General features: G+C 59.4%; 20 protein-coding genes. 8 read left to right on the top strand and 12 right to left on the bottom strand.

Features of this window, described 5'->3' with window-relative positions:
- Positions 1–93 precede the first annotated feature (93 nt).
- From VC352_RS20295 to merR, 3 genes are all read right to left on the bottom strand, one after another.
- Positions 94–321, bottom strand: a complete 228-nt coding sequence (locus VC352_RS20295) for a zf-HC2 domain-containing protein (RefSeq protein ID WP_322981317.1) — start codon at positions 319–321, stop codon at positions 94–96.
- A complete protein-coding gene (locus tag VC352_RS20290; protein WP_322981316.1) occupies positions 315–920 on the bottom strand; it encodes an RNA polymerase sigma factor in 606 nt (201 codons plus the stop codon). The genes VC352_RS20295 and VC352_RS20290 overlap by 7 nt, the downstream gene beginning before the upstream one ends.
- 145 nt (positions 921–1065) lie before the next feature.
- Positions 1066–1464 carry an Hg(II)-responsive transcriptional regulator gene (merR, locus tag VC352_RS20285; protein ID WP_322981315.1) on the bottom strand — a complete coding sequence of 133 codons (399 nt, stop codon included), beginning with the start codon at positions 1462–1464 and terminating at the stop codon, positions 1066–1068.
- Positions 1465–1538: 74 nt separating this feature from the next.
- Between merR and VC352_RS20280 the strand changes: the two genes are divergently transcribed.
- The 6 genes from VC352_RS20280 (at position 1539) to VC352_RS20255 (ending at position 4753) form a co-directional block, all read left to right on the top strand.
- Complete coding sequence (locus VC352_RS20280) at positions 1539–1883, top strand: mercuric transporter MerT family protein (protein WP_322981314.1); 345 nt, start codon at positions 1539–1541, stop codon at positions 1881–1883.
- A gap of 12 nt (positions 1884–1895) precedes the next feature.
- Positions 1896–2171, top strand: coding sequence for a mercury resistance system periplasmic binding protein MerP (merP, locus tag VC352_RS20275; protein WP_322981313.1), 276 nt, complete (start codon positions 1896–1898; stop codon positions 2169–2171).
- Between the two features lie 7 nt (positions 2172–2178).
- Entirely contained in the window at positions 2179–2388 is a 210-nt protein-coding gene (locus VC352_RS20270) for a GDCCVxC domain-containing (seleno)protein (protein ID WP_322981312.1), read from the top strand.
- 268 nt (positions 2389–2656) lie between these two features.
- Positions 2657–3412 (top strand): c-type cytochrome, encoded by a 756-nt coding sequence (locus tag VC352_RS20265; protein WP_322981311.1) that lies wholly within the window; start codon positions 2657–2659, stop codon positions 3410–3412.
- A gap of 60 nt (positions 3413–3472) precedes the next feature.
- Entirely contained in the window at positions 3473–4243 is a 771-nt protein-coding gene (locus tag VC352_RS20260) for a DUF6969 family protein (protein WP_322981310.1), read from the top strand.
- 30 nt (positions 4244–4273) lie between these two features.
- A complete protein-coding gene (locus tag VC352_RS20255; protein ID WP_322981309.1) occupies positions 4274–4753 on the top strand; it encodes an arsenate reductase ArsC in 480 nt (159 codons plus the stop codon).
- Here the strand turns inward: VC352_RS20255 and lapG are convergent.
- The 9 genes from lapG to arsS all read right to left on the bottom strand — a co-directional run bounded on the left by lapG (position 4750) and on the right by arsS (position 14129).
- The gene (lapG, locus tag VC352_RS20250) at positions 4750–5427 is read right to left on the bottom strand and encodes a cysteine protease LapG (protein WP_416340214.1); all 678 of its coding nucleotides are present in this window, start codon (positions 5425–5427) and stop codon (positions 4750–4752) included. The genes VC352_RS20255 and lapG overlap by 4 nt on opposite strands.
- Positions 5428–5466: 39 nt before the next feature.
- Positions 5467–6240, bottom strand: a complete 774-nt coding sequence (locus VC352_RS20245) for a phosphate ABC transporter ATP-binding protein (protein WP_322981308.1) — start codon at positions 6238–6240, stop codon at positions 5467–5469.
- Between the two features lie 4 nt (positions 6241–6244).
- The gene (gene pstA / locus VC352_RS20240) at positions 6245–7075 is read right to left on the bottom strand and encodes a phosphate ABC transporter permease PstA (RefSeq protein ID WP_322981307.1); all 831 of its coding nucleotides are present in this window, start codon (positions 7073–7075) and stop codon (positions 6245–6247) included.
- A complete protein-coding gene (gene pstC / locus VC352_RS20235) occupies positions 7072–7929 on the bottom strand; it encodes a phosphate ABC transporter permease subunit PstC (protein WP_322981306.1) in 858 nt (285 codons plus the stop codon). The genes pstA and pstC overlap by 4 nt, the downstream gene beginning before the upstream one ends.
- A complete protein-coding gene (locus VC352_RS20230) occupies positions 7889–8704 on the bottom strand; it encodes a phosphate ABC transporter substrate-binding protein (RefSeq protein ID WP_322981305.1) in 816 nt (271 codons plus the stop codon). Before VC352_RS20230 ends, pstC begins: the two co-directional genes overlap by 41 nt.
- 11 nt (positions 8705–8715) lie before the next feature.
- Positions 8716–9756, bottom strand: a complete 1041-nt coding sequence (gene arsM, locus VC352_RS20225) for an arsenite methyltransferase (RefSeq protein WP_322981304.1) — start codon at positions 9754–9756, stop codon at positions 8716–8718.
- A 117-nt stretch (positions 9757–9873) separates the two neighbouring features.
- Entirely contained in the window at positions 9874–11067 is a 1194-nt protein-coding gene (locus VC352_RS20220) for an FAD-dependent oxidoreductase (RefSeq protein ID WP_322981303.1), read from the bottom strand.
- Entirely contained in the window at positions 10950–13136 is a 2187-nt protein-coding gene (locus VC352_RS20215; protein WP_322981302.1) for an FAD-dependent oxidoreductase, read from the bottom strand. Before VC352_RS20215 ends, VC352_RS20220 begins: the two co-directional genes overlap by 118 nt.
- Before the next feature lie 12 nt (positions 13137–13148).
- The gene (arsS, locus tag VC352_RS20210) at positions 13149–14129 is read right to left on the bottom strand and encodes an arsenosugar biosynthesis radical SAM (seleno)protein ArsS (RefSeq protein ID WP_322981301.1); all 981 of its coding nucleotides are present in this window, start codon (positions 14127–14129) and stop codon (positions 13149–13151) included.
- A 344-nt stretch (positions 14130–14473) separates the two neighbouring features.
- Here arsS and VC352_RS20205 point away from each other — a divergent pair, with 344 nt between their 5' ends.
- Both VC352_RS20205 and VC352_RS20200 read left to right on the top strand, forming a co-directional pair.
- Complete coding sequence (locus VC352_RS20205) at positions 14474–15046, top strand: carboxymuconolactone decarboxylase family protein (RefSeq protein WP_322981300.1); 573 nt, start codon at positions 14474–14476, stop codon at positions 15044–15046.
- Between the two features lie 87 nt (positions 15047–15133).
- A complete protein-coding gene (locus tag VC352_RS20200; protein ID WP_322981299.1) occupies positions 15134–15529 on the top strand; it encodes a hypothetical protein in 396 nt (131 codons plus the stop codon).
- Positions 15530–15647: the final 118 nt, after the last annotated feature.

The raw sequence follows: 15647 nt of genomic DNA, 5'->3' as shown, positions 1-15647 counted from the left end.
GTCTCTCCGAAGCTATGAATGGCAATGCTGGCATGCCAACCCGCGCAGATAAGAGCAACGACCTGTGCGTTTGTTACAGTCAGTTCAGAACGTCTAGTGATCTCGTTTATTTAGCTTGCTGGCGATGCTGTGGGCATCCACATCGCCCATTTCCAACGGAAGCTGCTGCAGCACCTGGGCAGTGAGTTTGAGTTGCTTGATATACAGCTTGCAGCGCGTGCACATGCGCAAATGCATCATCACTTGCATGCGGCTACGCAAGGTGAGATGACCATCGACAATCTCGGAGCCCAGCTCCGACATCTCCCGACAACTCAGCATGTTCCCACCTCCTCGAAGTGATTGAGCATGGCGTGCATGCGCTGACGCCCCCTATGCAACAAGACACGGATATTGCCCTCAGCCAAACCAAGCGCCTGGGCTATTTCCGGAAAATCCAACCCTCCCAACTCGCGCATCATCACCACGCTCTGCTGGTCTCCGGGTAGCTTGTGCATGTGCTTACGGATGCACTCATGCAACTCCGCCTCGGTCAGCAAGGCTTCGGGAGTGTCGTGATGCCACTGAGTTGGCGGCGAGCTCCAGGCGCCCTGCTCGGTGAAACGCTCGCTGATTGGCGAGCCGGGATCCGATCCCCACGCCTCCAAAGACACCTCTCGGCGCCCCTTACGCATAATCGCGTAGGCCTCATTGAGCGCGATCCTGGCAAGCCAGGTCCTGAGCTGGGCACGCCCCTCGAATTTGCCGATGGCGGCAAAGGCCTTCATCCAGGTTTCCTGAGCAACGTCATCGGCCAACTCTTGACCGACCAGCGGCGTCGCCATGGCCACCAGAAAACCGTGGTGCAGTTTGATCGCCGCCTCAAAGGCATTGCTGTCACCTGCTCGCAACCGGCTGATCAGCGCCTGTTCATCGTCCATCGATTGTCCTCTTTGCAAGAGCCTTCCCAGTTGCATTCGAGCTTGGATGCTTAGTGGGGCTGATTGTTACAGCCACATGCCACCAATTCCGATACAGAGCCGAACCTGAGGTATGCGCTTGGGAGTTACCAAGTACCTCACGCTATTACTCTCGGGACAGTGCCTCGATTATCGGACAGGATGATCCTCCACCTTCAACATCGCATTGCTGCACCAGCCCTTCTAACAACTGCTGCATCACGACCAGATCGATCATTTTCTGCCTGATCAAATCGAGCTTTCGTTCAGCCAGGGCTCGCGTCTCGGCACAGGCGCACAACTCGTCCAACGTCAGCAGTCCCCCCACATCAGACAGGGTGAAACCCAGAGCCTGAGCCCGCTTGATGAAGCGCAGGCGCTGCAGCATTTCGACCGGATAGCATCGATGACCGCCCTGGGGTTTGACTGGTTCATCCAGCAATCCACGCCGTTGGTAATAGCGGATCGTTTCGACGTTCACCCCAGCAGCATTAGCGAGCTTGCCAATGGTCAACCCTGCGGCCATCACTCCCCCTTGACTCCGTACTTTGATACGGAATTTAGAGTAGCACTCAGGCAATCGGCTTAAAGGAGAAAACCATGTACCTCACCGGAAAAGGTGCTCTAGTCGCGAGCACGCTGACCGCCATCGGAGCATCGCTGTGCTGTGTCGGGCCACTGCTACTGTTGGTACTCGGTGTCGGCGGTACCTGGGCAGGTACTCTGACCATGATGGAACCGCTGCGCCCGTTCTTTATCGGGTTGACGCTGCTCTTCCTGGGACTGGCATTGCGCAAGCTCTATTTAGTGCCACAGGCCTGTTCACCAGGTATCCCCTGCGCTGATCCGCGCGCACTCGCGCGACAGCGAATTGTGTTCTGGATCGTGAGCGTACTGCTGCTCGGCCTATTAGCCTTGCCGCTGCTCGTCCCGCTGTTTTACTGAAGGAGAACAACCATGCGAAAACTGCTGATCGCCTCGCTATTAACCTTACCTTTTGTGGCGGAAGCGGCGCCCCCGAAAACTGTTGCGCTTGTCGTGCAGAACATGACATGTGGGATCTGTCCGATCACGGTCAAGAAGTCGCTGGAGAAGGTGCCCGGAGTGAGTGACATCCAGATCAATTTCACCAAGAGGACGGCCACCGTTACCTATGATCCCGACAATACCAAGCCCGAGGCGCTGACTGCTGCGACTACGAGCGCGGGTTACCCCTCCACAGTGCAGAAGTGAAGACACGATGAGCGCCATAGTCCTTGAGTCCGTGCTCACCTGCCCGCGCTGCGGCTTCGCTAAGCAGGAAACCATGCCCACGAACGCCTGCCAGTTCTATTACGAATGCAGCAACTGCAAGGCCCTGCTTCAACCCCATCCTGGGGACTGCTGCGTGTTCTGTTCGTTCGGTTCGGTTAAGTGCCCGCCGATTCAGCAGCTTGGCTCTTGTCGATAAAGTCCAAGGAGAGAGCCCCCCATATCATCGGAGGGGGCATCTAGTCGAAGGCGATCTCTCCTGCCCCCACCTTTTTACGAGCACCTGCGTAACAACAAGGGGAGAAGTTCATCAGAAAAGCAGCGGGCGCCTGAATCAGTCAATTGACCTCCAGGCTGCATGGCGGCCATGGGAATTCCAGCCGCCATGTTAAGCCGAATGGCAACCGCCGCCCCTGCTGCTGCATTGGACAGGGTTACAAGAACAACTGTCTGACGAGGATTACCCCATGCGCCATTTCTGTCCCGATCAACCCTTACCGCACCAACTACGGCCGCTTGCCAGCATGGTGTCCGCTACTGTGCTGACCATGGCACTGGCAGGCCCTGCTCTGGCGGCCACCCCATGCGCGCCCTGTGCAGCCCGCTGCGCCCCGGCAGCGTTGAACCCATGCGCCGCAAAAAATCCGTGTGCTGGAAAAAAGCCATGCGCACCCAACCCCTGCGCGGCAAAGAATCCCTGCGCCAGTAAAAACCCCTGCGCCGCCAAGAACCCATGTGCGGCCAAAATGAATCCGTGCGCGATCAAATCGGTTAAGCGCCCAGCGAATTACCGCCCCTACCAGGGCAATCAGGCCGAGCTGATGGCTTATGGCGAGAAGCTCTATAAAGACACCAGGTTGAGCAGCAATGGCCTGTCCTGCGCCACCTGCCACCAAGGTGGCAATCTGTTCCAAGCCAGCTTTGCAAAGGCGTATCCGCACGAAGTCGCCATGGCCAAAAACCAGTTCGGGATGTCCCAGGTTTTCCTCGACGAGATGGTACAGATCTGCATGGTCGCGCCCATGGCAACCAAAGCACTCGGCTGGGAGTCGAAAGAGCTCGCCGCCATCACCACCTATGTCGCCAGTCTGCAGACTGGATTTAGCCCCAACCCCTGCGCGGCCAAGAATCCGTGCGCAGCCAAGAATCCCTGCGCCGCGAAAAATCCGTGTGCTGCCAAAAATCCGTGTGCGGCAAAAGCTGCGCCTTGCGCCGCCAAGTAACGCTGTCCCCTTGACCGGGGTAGCTCCTCCTTCTGCCCCGGTTCTTTTTTGAGGCCATACATGCCAGAAAAGTCCCCCGTCTTCAGTGCCTTGTCCTCATGCCGACTCACCGAGCCCCAGGCCATAGGGCTTAGTGCCGAAGAACGTCGGCAACTGCTCGCAGCCGCACAGGAGGCACAGCGATGTGAGGCCGCCCTGTCCAAAGTCGAGCGCAATGTTGTTGGCGAGCTGCTCAAAGGACACGACGGTTTCTACGAGATGAACCATTACCCGGAAGGGGATGTGTACGACCGTGACAGTCATGCCCAGTACTACTATCACGCGCATCGCGAAGGCGCGGTCGAACATGGTCATTTCCACACCTTCATCCGCGGTCAGGGCATTGCGCCCCACCTGCTGCCCCTCACGGCGGCAACAGGGAGTGACGCCTGGCCACGTGGGGAAGACGCCATCGCGCATCTGATCGCTGTGTCCATGGATGCCTGGGGTCAGCCCATCGGGCTGTTCGCCTGCAACCGCTGGGTTACGGGTGAAACCTGGTACCCAGCATCGTCAGTAAAACAACTATTACCGGTTTTCAGCGTCGACCATGCATTTCCATCCTGGCCAACCAACCTCTGGCTTACAGCCCTGCTGCGCCTGTTCCGCCCGCACATCGAGGCTTTACTGGACCATCGCGATCAGGTCATTACGGCATGGCAGGCAGCACACCCGCAGCAAGACGTTTTCGAGGACCGGGCGCTGGAAATAACCGGCTACCTGCCTATATCGATCACTGACTGGAACCAGCAGGTGCTGCTCGCCCAGCAAAACCACGAAGTAACGACCTAGGCACTAACCTAACCTTGGGGAGAGAAAATCATGAATATCCTGTTTCTGTGTACCGCGAACAGCTGTCGCAGCATTCTGGCCGAAGCCATTTTCAACCATCTCGCCCCAGAGGGCATGCGGGCATACAGTGCCGGCAGCAAGCCCAAGGGGACGATACACCCACAGAGTCTGCGAGCCTTGCAGCGCGCAGGTATCGGCATCGAAGGCCTGCACAGCAAGGCACATGCCGTGCATGAGCAATTGCGCCCAGACCTGGTCATCACTCTGTGCGACAGCGCCGCGACCGAGCCTTGCCCGGCTTACTTTGGCGATGCCATAAGAGCGCACTGGGGCTTGCCGGACCCGGACGGACTGGGTTCAACGCCCAGTGAGGTGAATGCGGTTTTCGATAGCACCGTTACTCGCATCAAGGAGCGAGTCGAGGCCTTCCTCGCCCTGACTGCCTGCCCATTAGATCACCAGACCTTCAGCAATGCCGTCAGGGCCCTTGGCGAACACGCTGTCGACTAGAAGGAGAAGCCTTCACCTTGCATTTTGCGCAGCAAATCCTGCCAGCGTGACAACCGTTTGGCATCGCTGGTGCGTTCCAACCCCTGCTGTTTTACCAGATAGACGCCTTCGGCATTGAAGGCATAGACAGGCAAAAGGTCGTCACGCTGCCGGGCAGGCCGGATCTCGTTGATCAGATTATCCAGCACCAAAGGTTCTGCCTTCGGCGAGGAATAATAGGTCAACACCATGTGGGCCTGATTCAAGCGCAACGCCTTGACGTAGGTGATACGCAACTTGCTGGCAGGCACACCCAGTTGGCGCAGACTGAAGTACTTGGCCAGTGCGTAGTCTTCGCAATCCGCGGCACCCTTGACCAGCGCTTCAACAGGCGTTGCCCAATAGTCCCGTTGCCCCCAGATTCGAATGTCGTCGGAAAATCGCAACTGTCGGTTGAAGTGCAGATTGACCATGCGCAGCTTTTCAAGCTCTGGCATTCGCTGGTCGCTGCCGAGCAAGTCCCGCCACTCCATAAGGCGCTCCAAGGCAGAGCCGAGGTTGCCATAGCGCAATTCAGCCTTGCGCATGATCAACTCAAAGTCCCAGGCCGCCCAGGTAAGCGCCAGTCCACCGAAAGCGCCCACCAGCAAGCAAGAGACCATTAGCCGGGAAAATATCCGTCCTACCCAGAGCATTGGGCTGCACCTCCCGGCCAGCGCCAGGACTTCAGCGTCTCAGCACAACAAGCCGTTGAGATAGCGCTGCGCCAGTGGGTCGCAGGTGCCTTCGAATAGCCTGCCGGCCGGACCGCTGTCGAGCACGCAACCGCAACCGTCCCGCACCCAGCACACGGCCACATGGTCAGCCAGCCGTCGAGCCTGGGCCAGGTTATGAGTGACCATCAGCAGGGTATAGCGGCCCTTGAGGCTATCGATCAGGCTCTCGACCGTGGCGCTGGCGATGGGGTCCAGGGCACTGCAGGGCTCGTCCAGCAACAACACGCGAGGTTCCAGTGCTAGGGCGCGAGCAAAGCAGAGACGCTGCTGCTGTCCTCCGGACAGGCTCAACGCCGGACGATCAAGGCGAGCGTGTACCTCTTCCCATAGGCCGGTCGCTTGTAGGGCTTGCTGCATGCGTTCGTACAGTTCCTGTTTGCCACGCACGCCATGCTCACGCAGGGCGAACAGGATGTTTTCGGCAATGCTCAGCGGGAACGGGTTGGGCTGTTGAAAGACCATGCCGACCTGACGGCGCAACTGCTGCAGGTCAACCTGAGCATCGAGCACGTCCCCCCCATCGATGAGGATCCGCCCCTCGACACGGGCACCAGGCACCAGATCACTCATGCGGTTGACCGCCGACAGCAGACTGCTCTTGCCACATCCACTCGGGCCGACCACCGCCATCAGCTCGCCGGGCGCCACCTCAAGGCAGGCACCGAGCAGCGCGCCCTGCCCGCCATAGTGAACGCTGAGATTTTCGATACGCAGGGACGGAGGCTGAGCCATGGAATTATCTCGCGAATACGGCAGGACGCCGGCCCAAACGCCAGGCCAGCAATTGAATGAACAGAGCGAAACCGAGCAAAACCAGCGCAGTAGCCGCCGACGCCGGACTGCCACCGGATACATTCATGGCCAGGTCGTAAATGTGCACAGCCAGGGTTCGCCCCGAGTCAAAGACACTTTCAGGCCACCGCATCACATACCCGGCGGTGAATAGCAGCACCGCCGTCTCAGCAAGCGCCCGTCCGGCACTGAGCACCAGAGCAGCCGCGATACCCGGTGCGGCGAATGGCAGAAGAATCCGGCGAAGGTAGCCAACCCGGGAGATAGCCAGTCCAGCTGCGGCCTGGCGGTAACTGTGCGGACAATCGCGTAACGCCTGCTCACAACCGCGAATAAATAATGGCAAAACCATACAGGCCAGAGTGCAGCCACCTGCCAGCAGCGAATACCCCCAGCCCAGTTCAACCACGAACACCCGGTGACCAAACAAGCCAAACACCACCGAAGGCACCGCCCCCAGCCCATCCAACGCCCACTGCAGGCCGAGGTTCAGCCGACCATCCGGCCTTAGCTGCTCGACCAGAAACAGCGCTGTCCCCAGTCCCAAGGGCACCGCAATGGCAAGACACAACAGCAACACCGCAGCGGTCGAGAGGATAATCGGGCCTATCCCCCCGGTACGCCCTGCCTGCTCGGGCGTACCGGTTAGGAAAGCCCAGTTGAGCAGGCCAAAGCCATCACCGAATACCGTCAGCAGAAGGCTCAGCGGTGCCAGAGCCACCAACAGCGCCAGCAGTGCCAGCACCCGGCCGCGCCAATGCTCCGCGCGGCTCATGTGCGACTCCCGAACACGCGCGCCAACCCCATCAGCAACAACGCCAGCACCAGCAGCAGCCAGCCGCTGAGGTACAACGACTGCAGATGTCCTCCCGAGGCATAACTCATTTCCAGAGCAATGTTGGCGGTCAGGGTACGCACCGGCTCAAAGATCGACCCCGGCCACTGCACCACATTGCCGGCCACCATCAGCACCGCCATGGTTTCGCCCAGGGCGCGCCCCAGTTGCAGCAGAATCGACGGCCACAGCCGCGGCCAGGCCGCAGGCAGCAGCACCCGTCGAATAGCAGCCCAACGTGATACGCCCAGGCACAGGGCCGCTGGCAAGTGACGGCGAGCACTCTCGCGTAGCACCACATCCGCCTGCACCATCAGCAGCGGCAGGATCATCAGACCGAGAACAATGCCGGCGGCGAGCAGGCTCGCACCGGGTGCCACCCAAGCATTCAGCAATGGCACCAGTACCACCAAGCCCCACAGCCCGTAGACCACCGAGGGTATGCTGGCCATCAGACTGACAAGACCCGCGTAGGCCCTGGCCACAGAAGTCGGGGCATAGAAAATCAGCCAGATGCTGACCAGCAGCCCGGCCGGCACGGCCAGTAACAGTGCCAACAGACTGCTGAGCAAGCTGGCGCCGAGCATCGCCTGCAGCCCGAACAGCCCCTTGCTTGGCTGCCAGGTAGTGCCGAGCAAATCGTTCGGTGCCTGCAAGAGCGGCCAACTGGCCTGAGTCAGGAACAGCAGAATCAACAACAGAATGACCGCAGCCGTCAGCGCGCAGAGCAGGCTGGCGGCGCGCAACAGGCGATCAGCGCTGTGGCGCAGGTACAAAGGCGTGCTGCTGGACAAGGTCGGCCACCTCGCGGGATTGGGCAAAGGCCAGCAGTGCCTGGGTGTTGGCATCCGGCTCACCGAACACCACCAGATTCAACTCACGACTCAGTGGATAGCTGCCATCCAGAAGCGTCTCGGTGGAGGCCTCATGGCCATCCAGGGCAAGCAACTTGATCGGCACGCCATGCCGCGCCTCATACTCGGCACTGCCGATGGAGACGTAGCCAATAGCCTGTGGGTTGCCGGCCACGGACTTGATGCCTTGCTGGTTGTCACCAATCACCAGATCCGGCCGTACGGCGCCGTTATCCAGCTTGAAATGCTGAAGGAACAGCTCCAGGGTCGAGCGTCCCTCGGCCTTGTGCACCTTGACCACGCGACCTGGCTGACCACCAAGAGCCTGCCAGTCGTCGAGCCGTCCGGTGTAGAGATCAACCACTTGGCTGCTACTGATTTCCTTTAATGGGTTGCTGGCATGCACGATCAGGGCAATGCCGTCCTCGGCGATGTAGTACGCCTTCAGATCCTGCTCATCGGTCTTCAATGCCCGAGAGGCCATACCGATGTTTGCCAGGCCGCTACGGGCATCCTGGATGCCGCGCGAAGTCCCCCCGGACTGTACGTCGACATGGATGCCGGGGTGACGCTCCTCGAAACGTTTACCAATGTCAGCCATCAACGGCGCGATAGTACTGGAGCCGGAAACAGTGATGGTTTGCGCTTTTTCTGGTGAACAGGCTGTCAGCAACAGCGTGCTGCACGCCAGCACCAGCAGGTTGGCTATACGCATCGCATAGCCCCTCAGCAGCAGCTGGCAGCGGCTGTCGCCGTCGCTTGCCGATCAAATGGAAGACCGCCACCACAGCCTTCGAACAGGCCGAAGTGTCGACTGAAATCACCGATGAACTGGAAATGCGGTGCGAAACGCGTGTCCTGCAACATGCGCCAGGTATTACCGCACACCGGGAACACCCGACCGGTTTCGATACGGTGATGCTTATCGAGCACAAACGCGTGCGCCGCACCGGGAATGCTGCCGCGATAGATCACCGCTTGACCGTAGTCCTCACAGGCCGGTTCGAGCCCATCGAGCTTGAACAACCGGTAGGTGGCCGAGTAGAAGCGTGCATCGCCAAGTTTTTCCGCCAACGCCGAATCGGTAACGCTGATGGGTTGATCCTCGACCAACCGTGGGTCGGTGAAACCATGGCGGCGCGCCAGATGCTCAAAGTCATTCCAGTACAGAGCCCCTCCCAGGCACTCGCCGTACAACACCTCGTCCTGGCGCAATTCATCGGCCAGACGGCGGTCGGCATAGACATCGGAGAAATACAGTTCGCCACCCGGTTTCAGCAGGCGATAGGCCTCGCGCAGTACACTGTCCTTGTCCGGCGACAGATTGATTACGCAGTTGGACACGATCACATCGAAGCTGCCGTCGGCCAGGTTCAGCGCAGCCAGATCCTCGATATAGCCATGGCGGAAGCTGACATTGGCAAAGCCGAAGCGCTCGGCGTGATAGTCGAGATGAGCATTCGCTACGGCAAGCTGCTCTGCCGTCATATCCACTCCCAGTACGCTGCCGCTGGCACCTACCAACTGCGCCAACACATAACAGTCACGACCGGAACCACTGCCCAGATCCAGCACCTGGCAGCCATCCAGTAAGGCCGGGGCCACCAGACCGCAACCGTAGTAGCGTGCACTCACTTCAGGGTGCACCTGGCTCAATAGCGGCTTGAGCCAAGCTGGCATGCTGGAGGCATCGCAGCAGGCACTGGTTTTGAGGTCCGAGGAGTTCTGCAGGACCTTGCCGTAGTAGTTCTGTACCGATTCGTGCATGGGTTACTTACCTGTGAAAAAGCCACTGTTCTATAGATGCCTACATCCCATGCTTGTTACAGCAAGGGTTGATCGCGAGTGAAATGCTGCGCTAGGGCCGCAGTCGGCGATGACTCATCATGGATGCGCCAGATGCCGGCGAATAAAGCGACGGTCGAGGTAGTCCTTCCATTTGCCACACCAGGTGCCTTCGGCGGTGAGCCCTGCCCAACTCAGCAGGGCACCACCCTGGCCATCCGCTAGCAAAGCCAACGCCTCGCGCTGCGGCTCGAATGTGCGGAGCGGTTGATTAGTCAGCGCGGCAAATAGATTCGCGGCCAGCGTCGGCCCCTGCCGCACGGCATACACACCGTTGCGCGGGGTATTGGCCAGGCTGGCACAATCACCTGCGGCAAAAATTCGCGGGTGCGCACGACACTGCAAGGTACGGCCCACCTGAATGAATCCCTGCTCATCACAAGCCAGTCCAACCCCGCCAAGCCAGGTCAACGGGCTGGCACCCGTCGCCAGTATGACCCGCTGGCCACGCCAGACGATTTGAGCACCAGCCTTCAGGCTGTCGAAGTGCACACAGTCAACAGCAACCCCTTCCTGCACCTGCACCCCTGCTCGGGCCAGGTGTCGCAGTGCCCGCTCGCGCAAGGCCTGCGGATGCCCGGCCAACAAAGGCGCCGCACTGATCAGCGTCAAGGCCGGCACCTGTGCTGCCAAAGCCAGGGCCAACTCCACCCCGGCGGCACCGCCACCGAGTATGGCCAGTGGCTGGGGCCTCTCGCGCCACTGATTCCAGGTATCCAGGAACGCCTCGAAAGGCTTAACCGGTAGCAGGTGCATGCCACAGTCAGCAGTGCGCATAGGCTTTGGCCTGGAGCCAAGATTGAGCGACAGCCAAGCGCCAGTGAAGAAACGCCCATCCCCGAGCATCAGCCTCTGAGCCGAAGAATCCAGATCGACTGCACGGCCCTGAATCAGCTCCACTCCGCAGGCCTGACACAGCAACGACAATGGCACGCGGCACTGATTTGGTCGGTAGCGCCCAGCCAGGAGGCCCGGCAACATGCCGGAATACCAGGCATATTCGCCCTCACTGATCAGGCCAATACGCCCTGGTGGAGGCGCATGCTCCATCCACTGGCGTAGCACACCCAAATGGGCATGTCCGGCCCCCACCAGTAACAAGTCAAAGTCATGTGTCACGACAAGGACTCGGGCGCATCCGAAGTCTGCCTGTTTGCGCTCCCGGCTAACCGCCAATGGTGAAACCGCTGCAACCAGCGCAATGCCGCCGCCGGCGCATGAGCTCGTTTCCATTCACCCGCGGCATACTTGTTGGCCTCGGCCAGAGTCGGGTAAATGTGGATGGTGCCGAGAATCTTGTTCAGGCCATAACCGTGCTTCATGGCCGCCACATACTCGGTGATCAGATCGCCCGCATGCTCGCCGACAATGGTCACGCCGAGAATTCGGTCCTTACCAGGCTCGGTCAGGACCTTGATGAAGCCATGCGCCGCGTCGTCGGCGATGGCACGATCCAGATCATCGATGCCAAAACGGGTGACTTCGTAGGCGATCCCCTGAGCATTGGCCTCCTGCTCATTGAGGCCGACCCGTGCCACCTCAGGATCGGTAAAAGTGGCCCAGGGAATGACCCGGTAATCGACCTTGAAGCGCTTGAAGCCTCCGAACAAGCCATTCACCGCCGCATACCAGGCCTGATGAGCCGAGGTATGAGTGAACTGATAAGGTCCCGTCACATCCCCCACGGCAAAGATATTGGGAAAACGGGTGGCCATGAACTCATTGGTCAGCAGCGTACCGTTCGGGCGCCGCTCAAGCCCCAGCTCTTCGGCACCGAAACCGCTCACATTGGCCACTCGCCCCAATGCCAGCAGTACCTGGTCGAAGACGATGGTCACCTCGGAGCCCTTGGCCAGATCGGCACAGACCAGCTGCCGCTGCCCCGCCACCACTTCGAAACGCAAAGCCTTGTGCTGCAGGCGCAACTCCACACCATCGGCCCGCAGACTGGCCATCACCGCTTCACTGGCCTCGGGGTCTTCTCGAATCAACAGACGCTCGGCCATTTCGACCTGGATCACCGAGCTGCCCAAACGCTGAAAGGATTGCGCCAGCTCACAACCAATCGGCCCTCCGCCCAGCACCAAGAGGCGACGAGGCTGTTCGCGCAGGGCCCAGATGTTGTCCGACGTGAGCGCTTCGACCTCCTCGATGCCCGGAATCGCCGGCACCAGTGGACGTGCGCCAGTGGCAATGACAATGGCACGACTGGTCAGCGTCTGGCCATTGACCTCTACGCTCCAGGGGGATGTGATACGCGCCTGCCCCTCGATGACCTCTACACCAAGGCCGGTGTAACGCTCCACCGAGTCATGCGGCTCAACGTCACTGACCACCCGCTGCACCCGTTCCATCACCGCAGAGAAATCCACTTCGGCGCTGACATTTCTGAATCCCAGCTGCGTGGCTCTTTTCAGCTCGTGAGCAGTCTTCGCCGAGCGGATCAGCGCCTTGGATGGCACACAACCGGTATTCAGGCAATCGCCGCCCATTTTGTGCTTCTCGATGAGTGTCACTCTGGCCTTCACCGCGGCAGCAATGTAGGCACTCACCAAGCCGCCTGAGCCAGCCCCGATGACCACCATGTTGCGGTCAAAGTGCTTCGGCTTGCTCCAGCCCCGATAAACCTTTCGCGCCTTGCCCCACTCCAGCGCCTTGCGCGAGAGGATTGGCAACAACCCGAGCAGGACAAAAGCCCCCAGCAGGCCGGGGGAGAGAATGCCGCTCAGAGAGTCCAACTGGGCCAGCTCTCGGCCAGCATTCACGTACACCAGGGTGCCAGGCAACATACCCACTTGGCTGATCCACCAGAAAGTGCGCGCCGGTAGCCGGGTCAGCCCCATGGCCAGGTTGATCAGGAAGAACGGAAAGACCGGAACCAGACGCAAGGCGAACAGGTAGGACGCGCCTTCCTGTGCGATGCCCTGATCGATTGTCGCCAGTCGCTGACCAAAACTAGCCTGTACCCAATCGCGCAGCAGGAAGCGGCTGATCAGCATGGCCAGCGTGGCGCCGAGCGTCGAAGCGAATGACACCAGGACCGTGCCGCCCAACAGGCCAAACAGTGCCCCGGCCACCAGCGTCATCAGCGCCGCTCCGGGCAGCGATAACGCGGTCACCGCCACATAGGCGAGGAAGAAGAGCCCACCAATCAGCCAGGGGTTCGCCGCTACTTGGGCATTGAGTGCCGCCTGCTGGGCTTTGAGAGCGTCCAGGCTGAGGTACTGGCCCAGATCAAAAAAGAAGAAGCCGGCAACCAGCAAGAGGATGAGGCTCAACAAACCTGCCTTGCGCTTGTCCATTTCAACGATTCCTTAATGGTTTTCCAGCGCGCCAGCGCAGCTCGAACCCTGCCCAGCGGTGCAGGCATAGCAGTGGTCACGGGTCACAATGGGATTACTCTCCAGCCCCGCAGAATGAAGCAGATCGCGTAGGTGGGGCCGGGCACGACCGATAATCTCGGGCATGGCCATTGGCAGATCGAGCATCTGATTGAAGTCGCAGTCATACAGGTAGCCCTGCCAGTCGACACTGACCAGGCTGCGGCACATAACCGCGTCGAGATTCTCGGCCCGGTAGCTATCACGCAGCAGCTGCATGTAGCTATTGAACTGCCCCTTACTCACCAGGGTGCTGCCAAAACGGGCTATCGGCTGATTGGTAATGGTCAGCAGATGGCTGAAGTGAATGCCAAAATCCTCGACCAGGTGCGCCTTATAGTCGGCCTCAAGTTTTGTCTGGTCAGGCGGCAAACTGGGCCCCTGCGGGTTGTACACCAGATTCAGGAGCAGACCACTGCCGTCGATGCCATAACCGAGACGGTTGAGTTGCTGCAGCCCCCGGATACTGGCGTCGAATACGCCATCGCCACGCTGCTTGTCGACGTTCTCGCGCGAATAGCAGGGTAATGAGGCGCTGATTTCAACGCCTTGATCGGCCAGAAAGTCGGCAAGATCCTCATAACCTGGCTCGCTGAGGATAGTCAGGTTACAGCGGTCGATTACCCGCAAACCCTCACGCCTGGCGTGAGTCACGACCTCCCGGAACCGGGGGTGCATCTCCGGAGCTCCACCGGTCAGATCCAGGGTGGTAACCGAATGCGTGTCGATCACCTGGTGCAACAACGCCAGGCTCTCGTCGGTCATGGCCTCAGTTCTGGTTGGCCCTGCATTCACATGACAATGAAGGCAGCGCTGGTTGCACTGGTAGGTGAGATTGACCTGCAGCGCCTCAAGACGGGTACGTCGCAGCGGAGGGAAATCGAGGGCATTGAGCAGAGGTAACATTGCGTGCATAGCGTGATTGCTCCTTGAATCTGTGCTTTAGAGTCACTTCCGCCTCCAGCGTTACAAGCAAAGAACGATGTTGCCCCATTGACCAGGAAATGGTCACGACAGTGCCTTGACCTTGAAGACCTCTCCCTGAACCCAGTGGGTCAGCAAGCCCATGAGAGTCTCGTCCTGAGCCACGTTCTACTCCCTCCTGTAACAACCCGCCCTCACTCACATCTGAGTTGAGCAACCCGTGACAGCGCATTGCCAGTCTGTCCGTGTCCGCACACTACCTCAGCCCCTCCTCGCATCCTGCGGCCGGGAAAGCCGAGATCCGAAACAGCCAGCACAACTAGCAAGGACCCGTCATGCTTAGCGAATATCAACTGACACTTCCCGCAATCAATCTCGACAACGCCGATGGCCCAGCCAAAGCCATTCTGGAAGGCGCCAAGGCGCAAGTGGGTTTTATCCCCAACATGTACGCCAACATGGTCAACTCCCCTGGCCTGCTGAAAACCTATCTCGATGGCTACGCAGCCTTCCGTAAGGAATCGGGATTTACTCCTGCGGAGCAAGAAGTCATCTTCCTGGTCATCAGTCGCGAAAATGGCTGTGAATACTGCGTATCGGCGCACAGCACCTTGGCCGACAAGATGTCCGGCTTGGCGCCCGAGATAACCAATGCCATTCGCGAGGGCTCACCTATCGCTGATGAGAAACTGGCAGCTCTTGCCGAGTTCGCTCGCGTCCTGTTTCACACTAGGGGCCTTCCATCGACTGCCGCGGTGCAGGCTTTCCTTGCCGCGGGGTATGGCGAACGTCAGGTGCTGGAAATTGTGTTGGCACTGGCTGTCAAAACGTTGAGCAACTATGCCAACCACCTTTTCCACACCCCGCTGGACGAGATGTTTGCAGACCGTGCATGGCAACAGAACTGACGATCTAGCTTGATTACATGCTCGTAAACGACCGGTGACGGTCCAAGTGCGTCACTGGTCGCAATCAACCCTAAAGAGGTAATGAACATGCTGGCCAAGTTAGCCATCACAATAGGCGCGCTGCTTTACGGCCTCGGGGTTCCGCTGCTGGAGCTCAATCAAACGCATGTATTCAATCCCGCTTGGGAAGCCCATGCCAGGCTTCATGAAGTATGGCAACTGGCAACCAATACATCACTGGCAGTGCTTTCGCTCTGGCTGACCTGGGGTCGCAACCAAACCCGACTTCCGAATCTCCTTGCCACTCTGGTTACGGGCGGGTTCCTGCTGGCTTATGTCATCCGGGATTGGTACGGCGGATCCATGGTCTTGTCGGACGGTAGCGAGAAGCTGTTGCTTGGACTAAACCTAGGCGCTTTTGTATTCGGGGTTATCTTCATTCTTTCGTTGATCGGTATGTTGTTGCCGAGCAAAACACAGTAAGCCCTGACCCCTGACGGTTACCTCCCAGGTCGTCCTCAACCATAAGGACTAAAACGCCATAGGCTTTGTAGGCAACCAATGACTGCTTTTGGCCGCTTTGCGCCTGGCGCATCAGGCG

The organism is Pseudomonas sp. C11, from assembly GCF_034683865.1.
Taxonomy (GTDB): Bacteria; Pseudomonadota; Gammaproteobacteria; order Pseudomonadales; family Pseudomonadaceae; genus Aquipseudomonas.
Note: the sequence above shows the minus strand (reverse complement) of the source record. Positions and strands in the feature narration are given on the sequence as shown.

Excerpts from the sequence above, each read along its gene's own strand:
- VC352_RS20295 (WP_322981317.1), bottom strand. The coding sequence starts at position 321 with ATGCTGAGTTGTCGGGAGATGTCGGAGCTGGGCTCCGAGATTGTCGAT.
- VC352_RS20290 (WP_322981316.1), bottom strand. The coding sequence starts at position 920 with ATGGACGATGAACAGGCGCTGATCAGCCGGTTGCGAGCAGGTGACAGC.
- merR (WP_322981315.1), bottom strand. The coding sequence starts at position 1,464 with ATGGCCGCAGGGTTGACCATTGGCAAGCTCGCTAATGCTGCTGGGGTG.
- VC352_RS20280 (WP_322981314.1), top strand. The coding sequence starts at position 1,539 with ATGTACCTCACCGGAAAAGGTGCTCTAGTCGCGAGCACGCTGACCGCC.
- merP (WP_322981313.1), top strand. The coding sequence starts at position 1,896 with ATGCGAAAACTGCTGATCGCCTCGCTATTAACCTTACCTTTTGTGGCG.
- VC352_RS20270 (WP_322981312.1), top strand. The coding sequence starts at position 2,179 with ATGAGCGCCATAGTCCTTGAGTCCGTGCTCACCTGCCCGCGCTGCGGC.
- VC352_RS20265 (WP_322981311.1), top strand. The coding sequence starts at position 2,657 with ATGCGCCATTTCTGTCCCGATCAACCCTTACCGCACCAACTACGGCCG.
- VC352_RS20260 (WP_322981310.1), top strand. The coding sequence starts at position 3,473 with ATGCCAGAAAAGTCCCCCGTCTTCAGTGCCTTGTCCTCATGCCGACTC.
- VC352_RS20255 (WP_322981309.1), top strand. The coding sequence starts at position 4,274 with ATGAATATCCTGTTTCTGTGTACCGCGAACAGCTGTCGCAGCATTCTG.
- lapG (WP_416340214.1), bottom strand. The coding sequence starts at position 5,427 with ATGCTCTGGGTAGGACGGATATTTTCCCGGCTAATGGTCTCTTGCTTG.
- VC352_RS20245 (WP_322981308.1), bottom strand. The coding sequence starts at position 6,240 with ATGGCTCAGCCTCCGTCCCTGCGTATCGAAAATCTCAGCGTTCACTAT.
- pstA (WP_322981307.1), bottom strand. The coding sequence starts at position 7,075 with ATGAGCCGCGCGGAGCATTGGCGCGGCCGGGTGCTGGCACTGCTGGCG.
- VC352_RS20230 (WP_322981305.1), bottom strand. The coding sequence starts at position 8,704 with ATGCGTATAGCCAACCTGCTGGTGCTGGCGTGCAGCACGCTGTTGCTG.
- arsM (WP_322981304.1), bottom strand. The coding sequence starts at position 9,756 with ATGCACGAATCGGTACAGAACTACTACGGCAAGGTCCTGCAGAACTCC.
- VC352_RS20220 (WP_322981303.1), bottom strand. The coding sequence starts at position 11,067 with ATGGAAACGAGCTCATGCGCCGGCGGCGGCATTGCGCTGGTTGCAGCG.
- VC352_RS20215 (WP_322981302.1), bottom strand. The coding sequence starts at position 13,136 with ATGGACAAGCGCAAGGCAGGTTTGTTGAGCCTCATCCTCTTGCTGGTT.
- arsS (WP_322981301.1), bottom strand. The coding sequence starts at position 14,129 with ATGCACGCAATGTTACCTCTGCTCAATGCCCTCGATTTCCCTCCGCTG.
- VC352_RS20205 (WP_322981300.1), top strand. The coding sequence starts at position 14,474 with ATGCTTAGCGAATATCAACTGACACTTCCCGCAATCAATCTCGACAAC.
- VC352_RS20200 (WP_322981299.1), top strand. The coding sequence starts at position 15,134 with ATGCTGGCCAAGTTAGCCATCACAATAGGCGCGCTGCTTTACGGCCTC.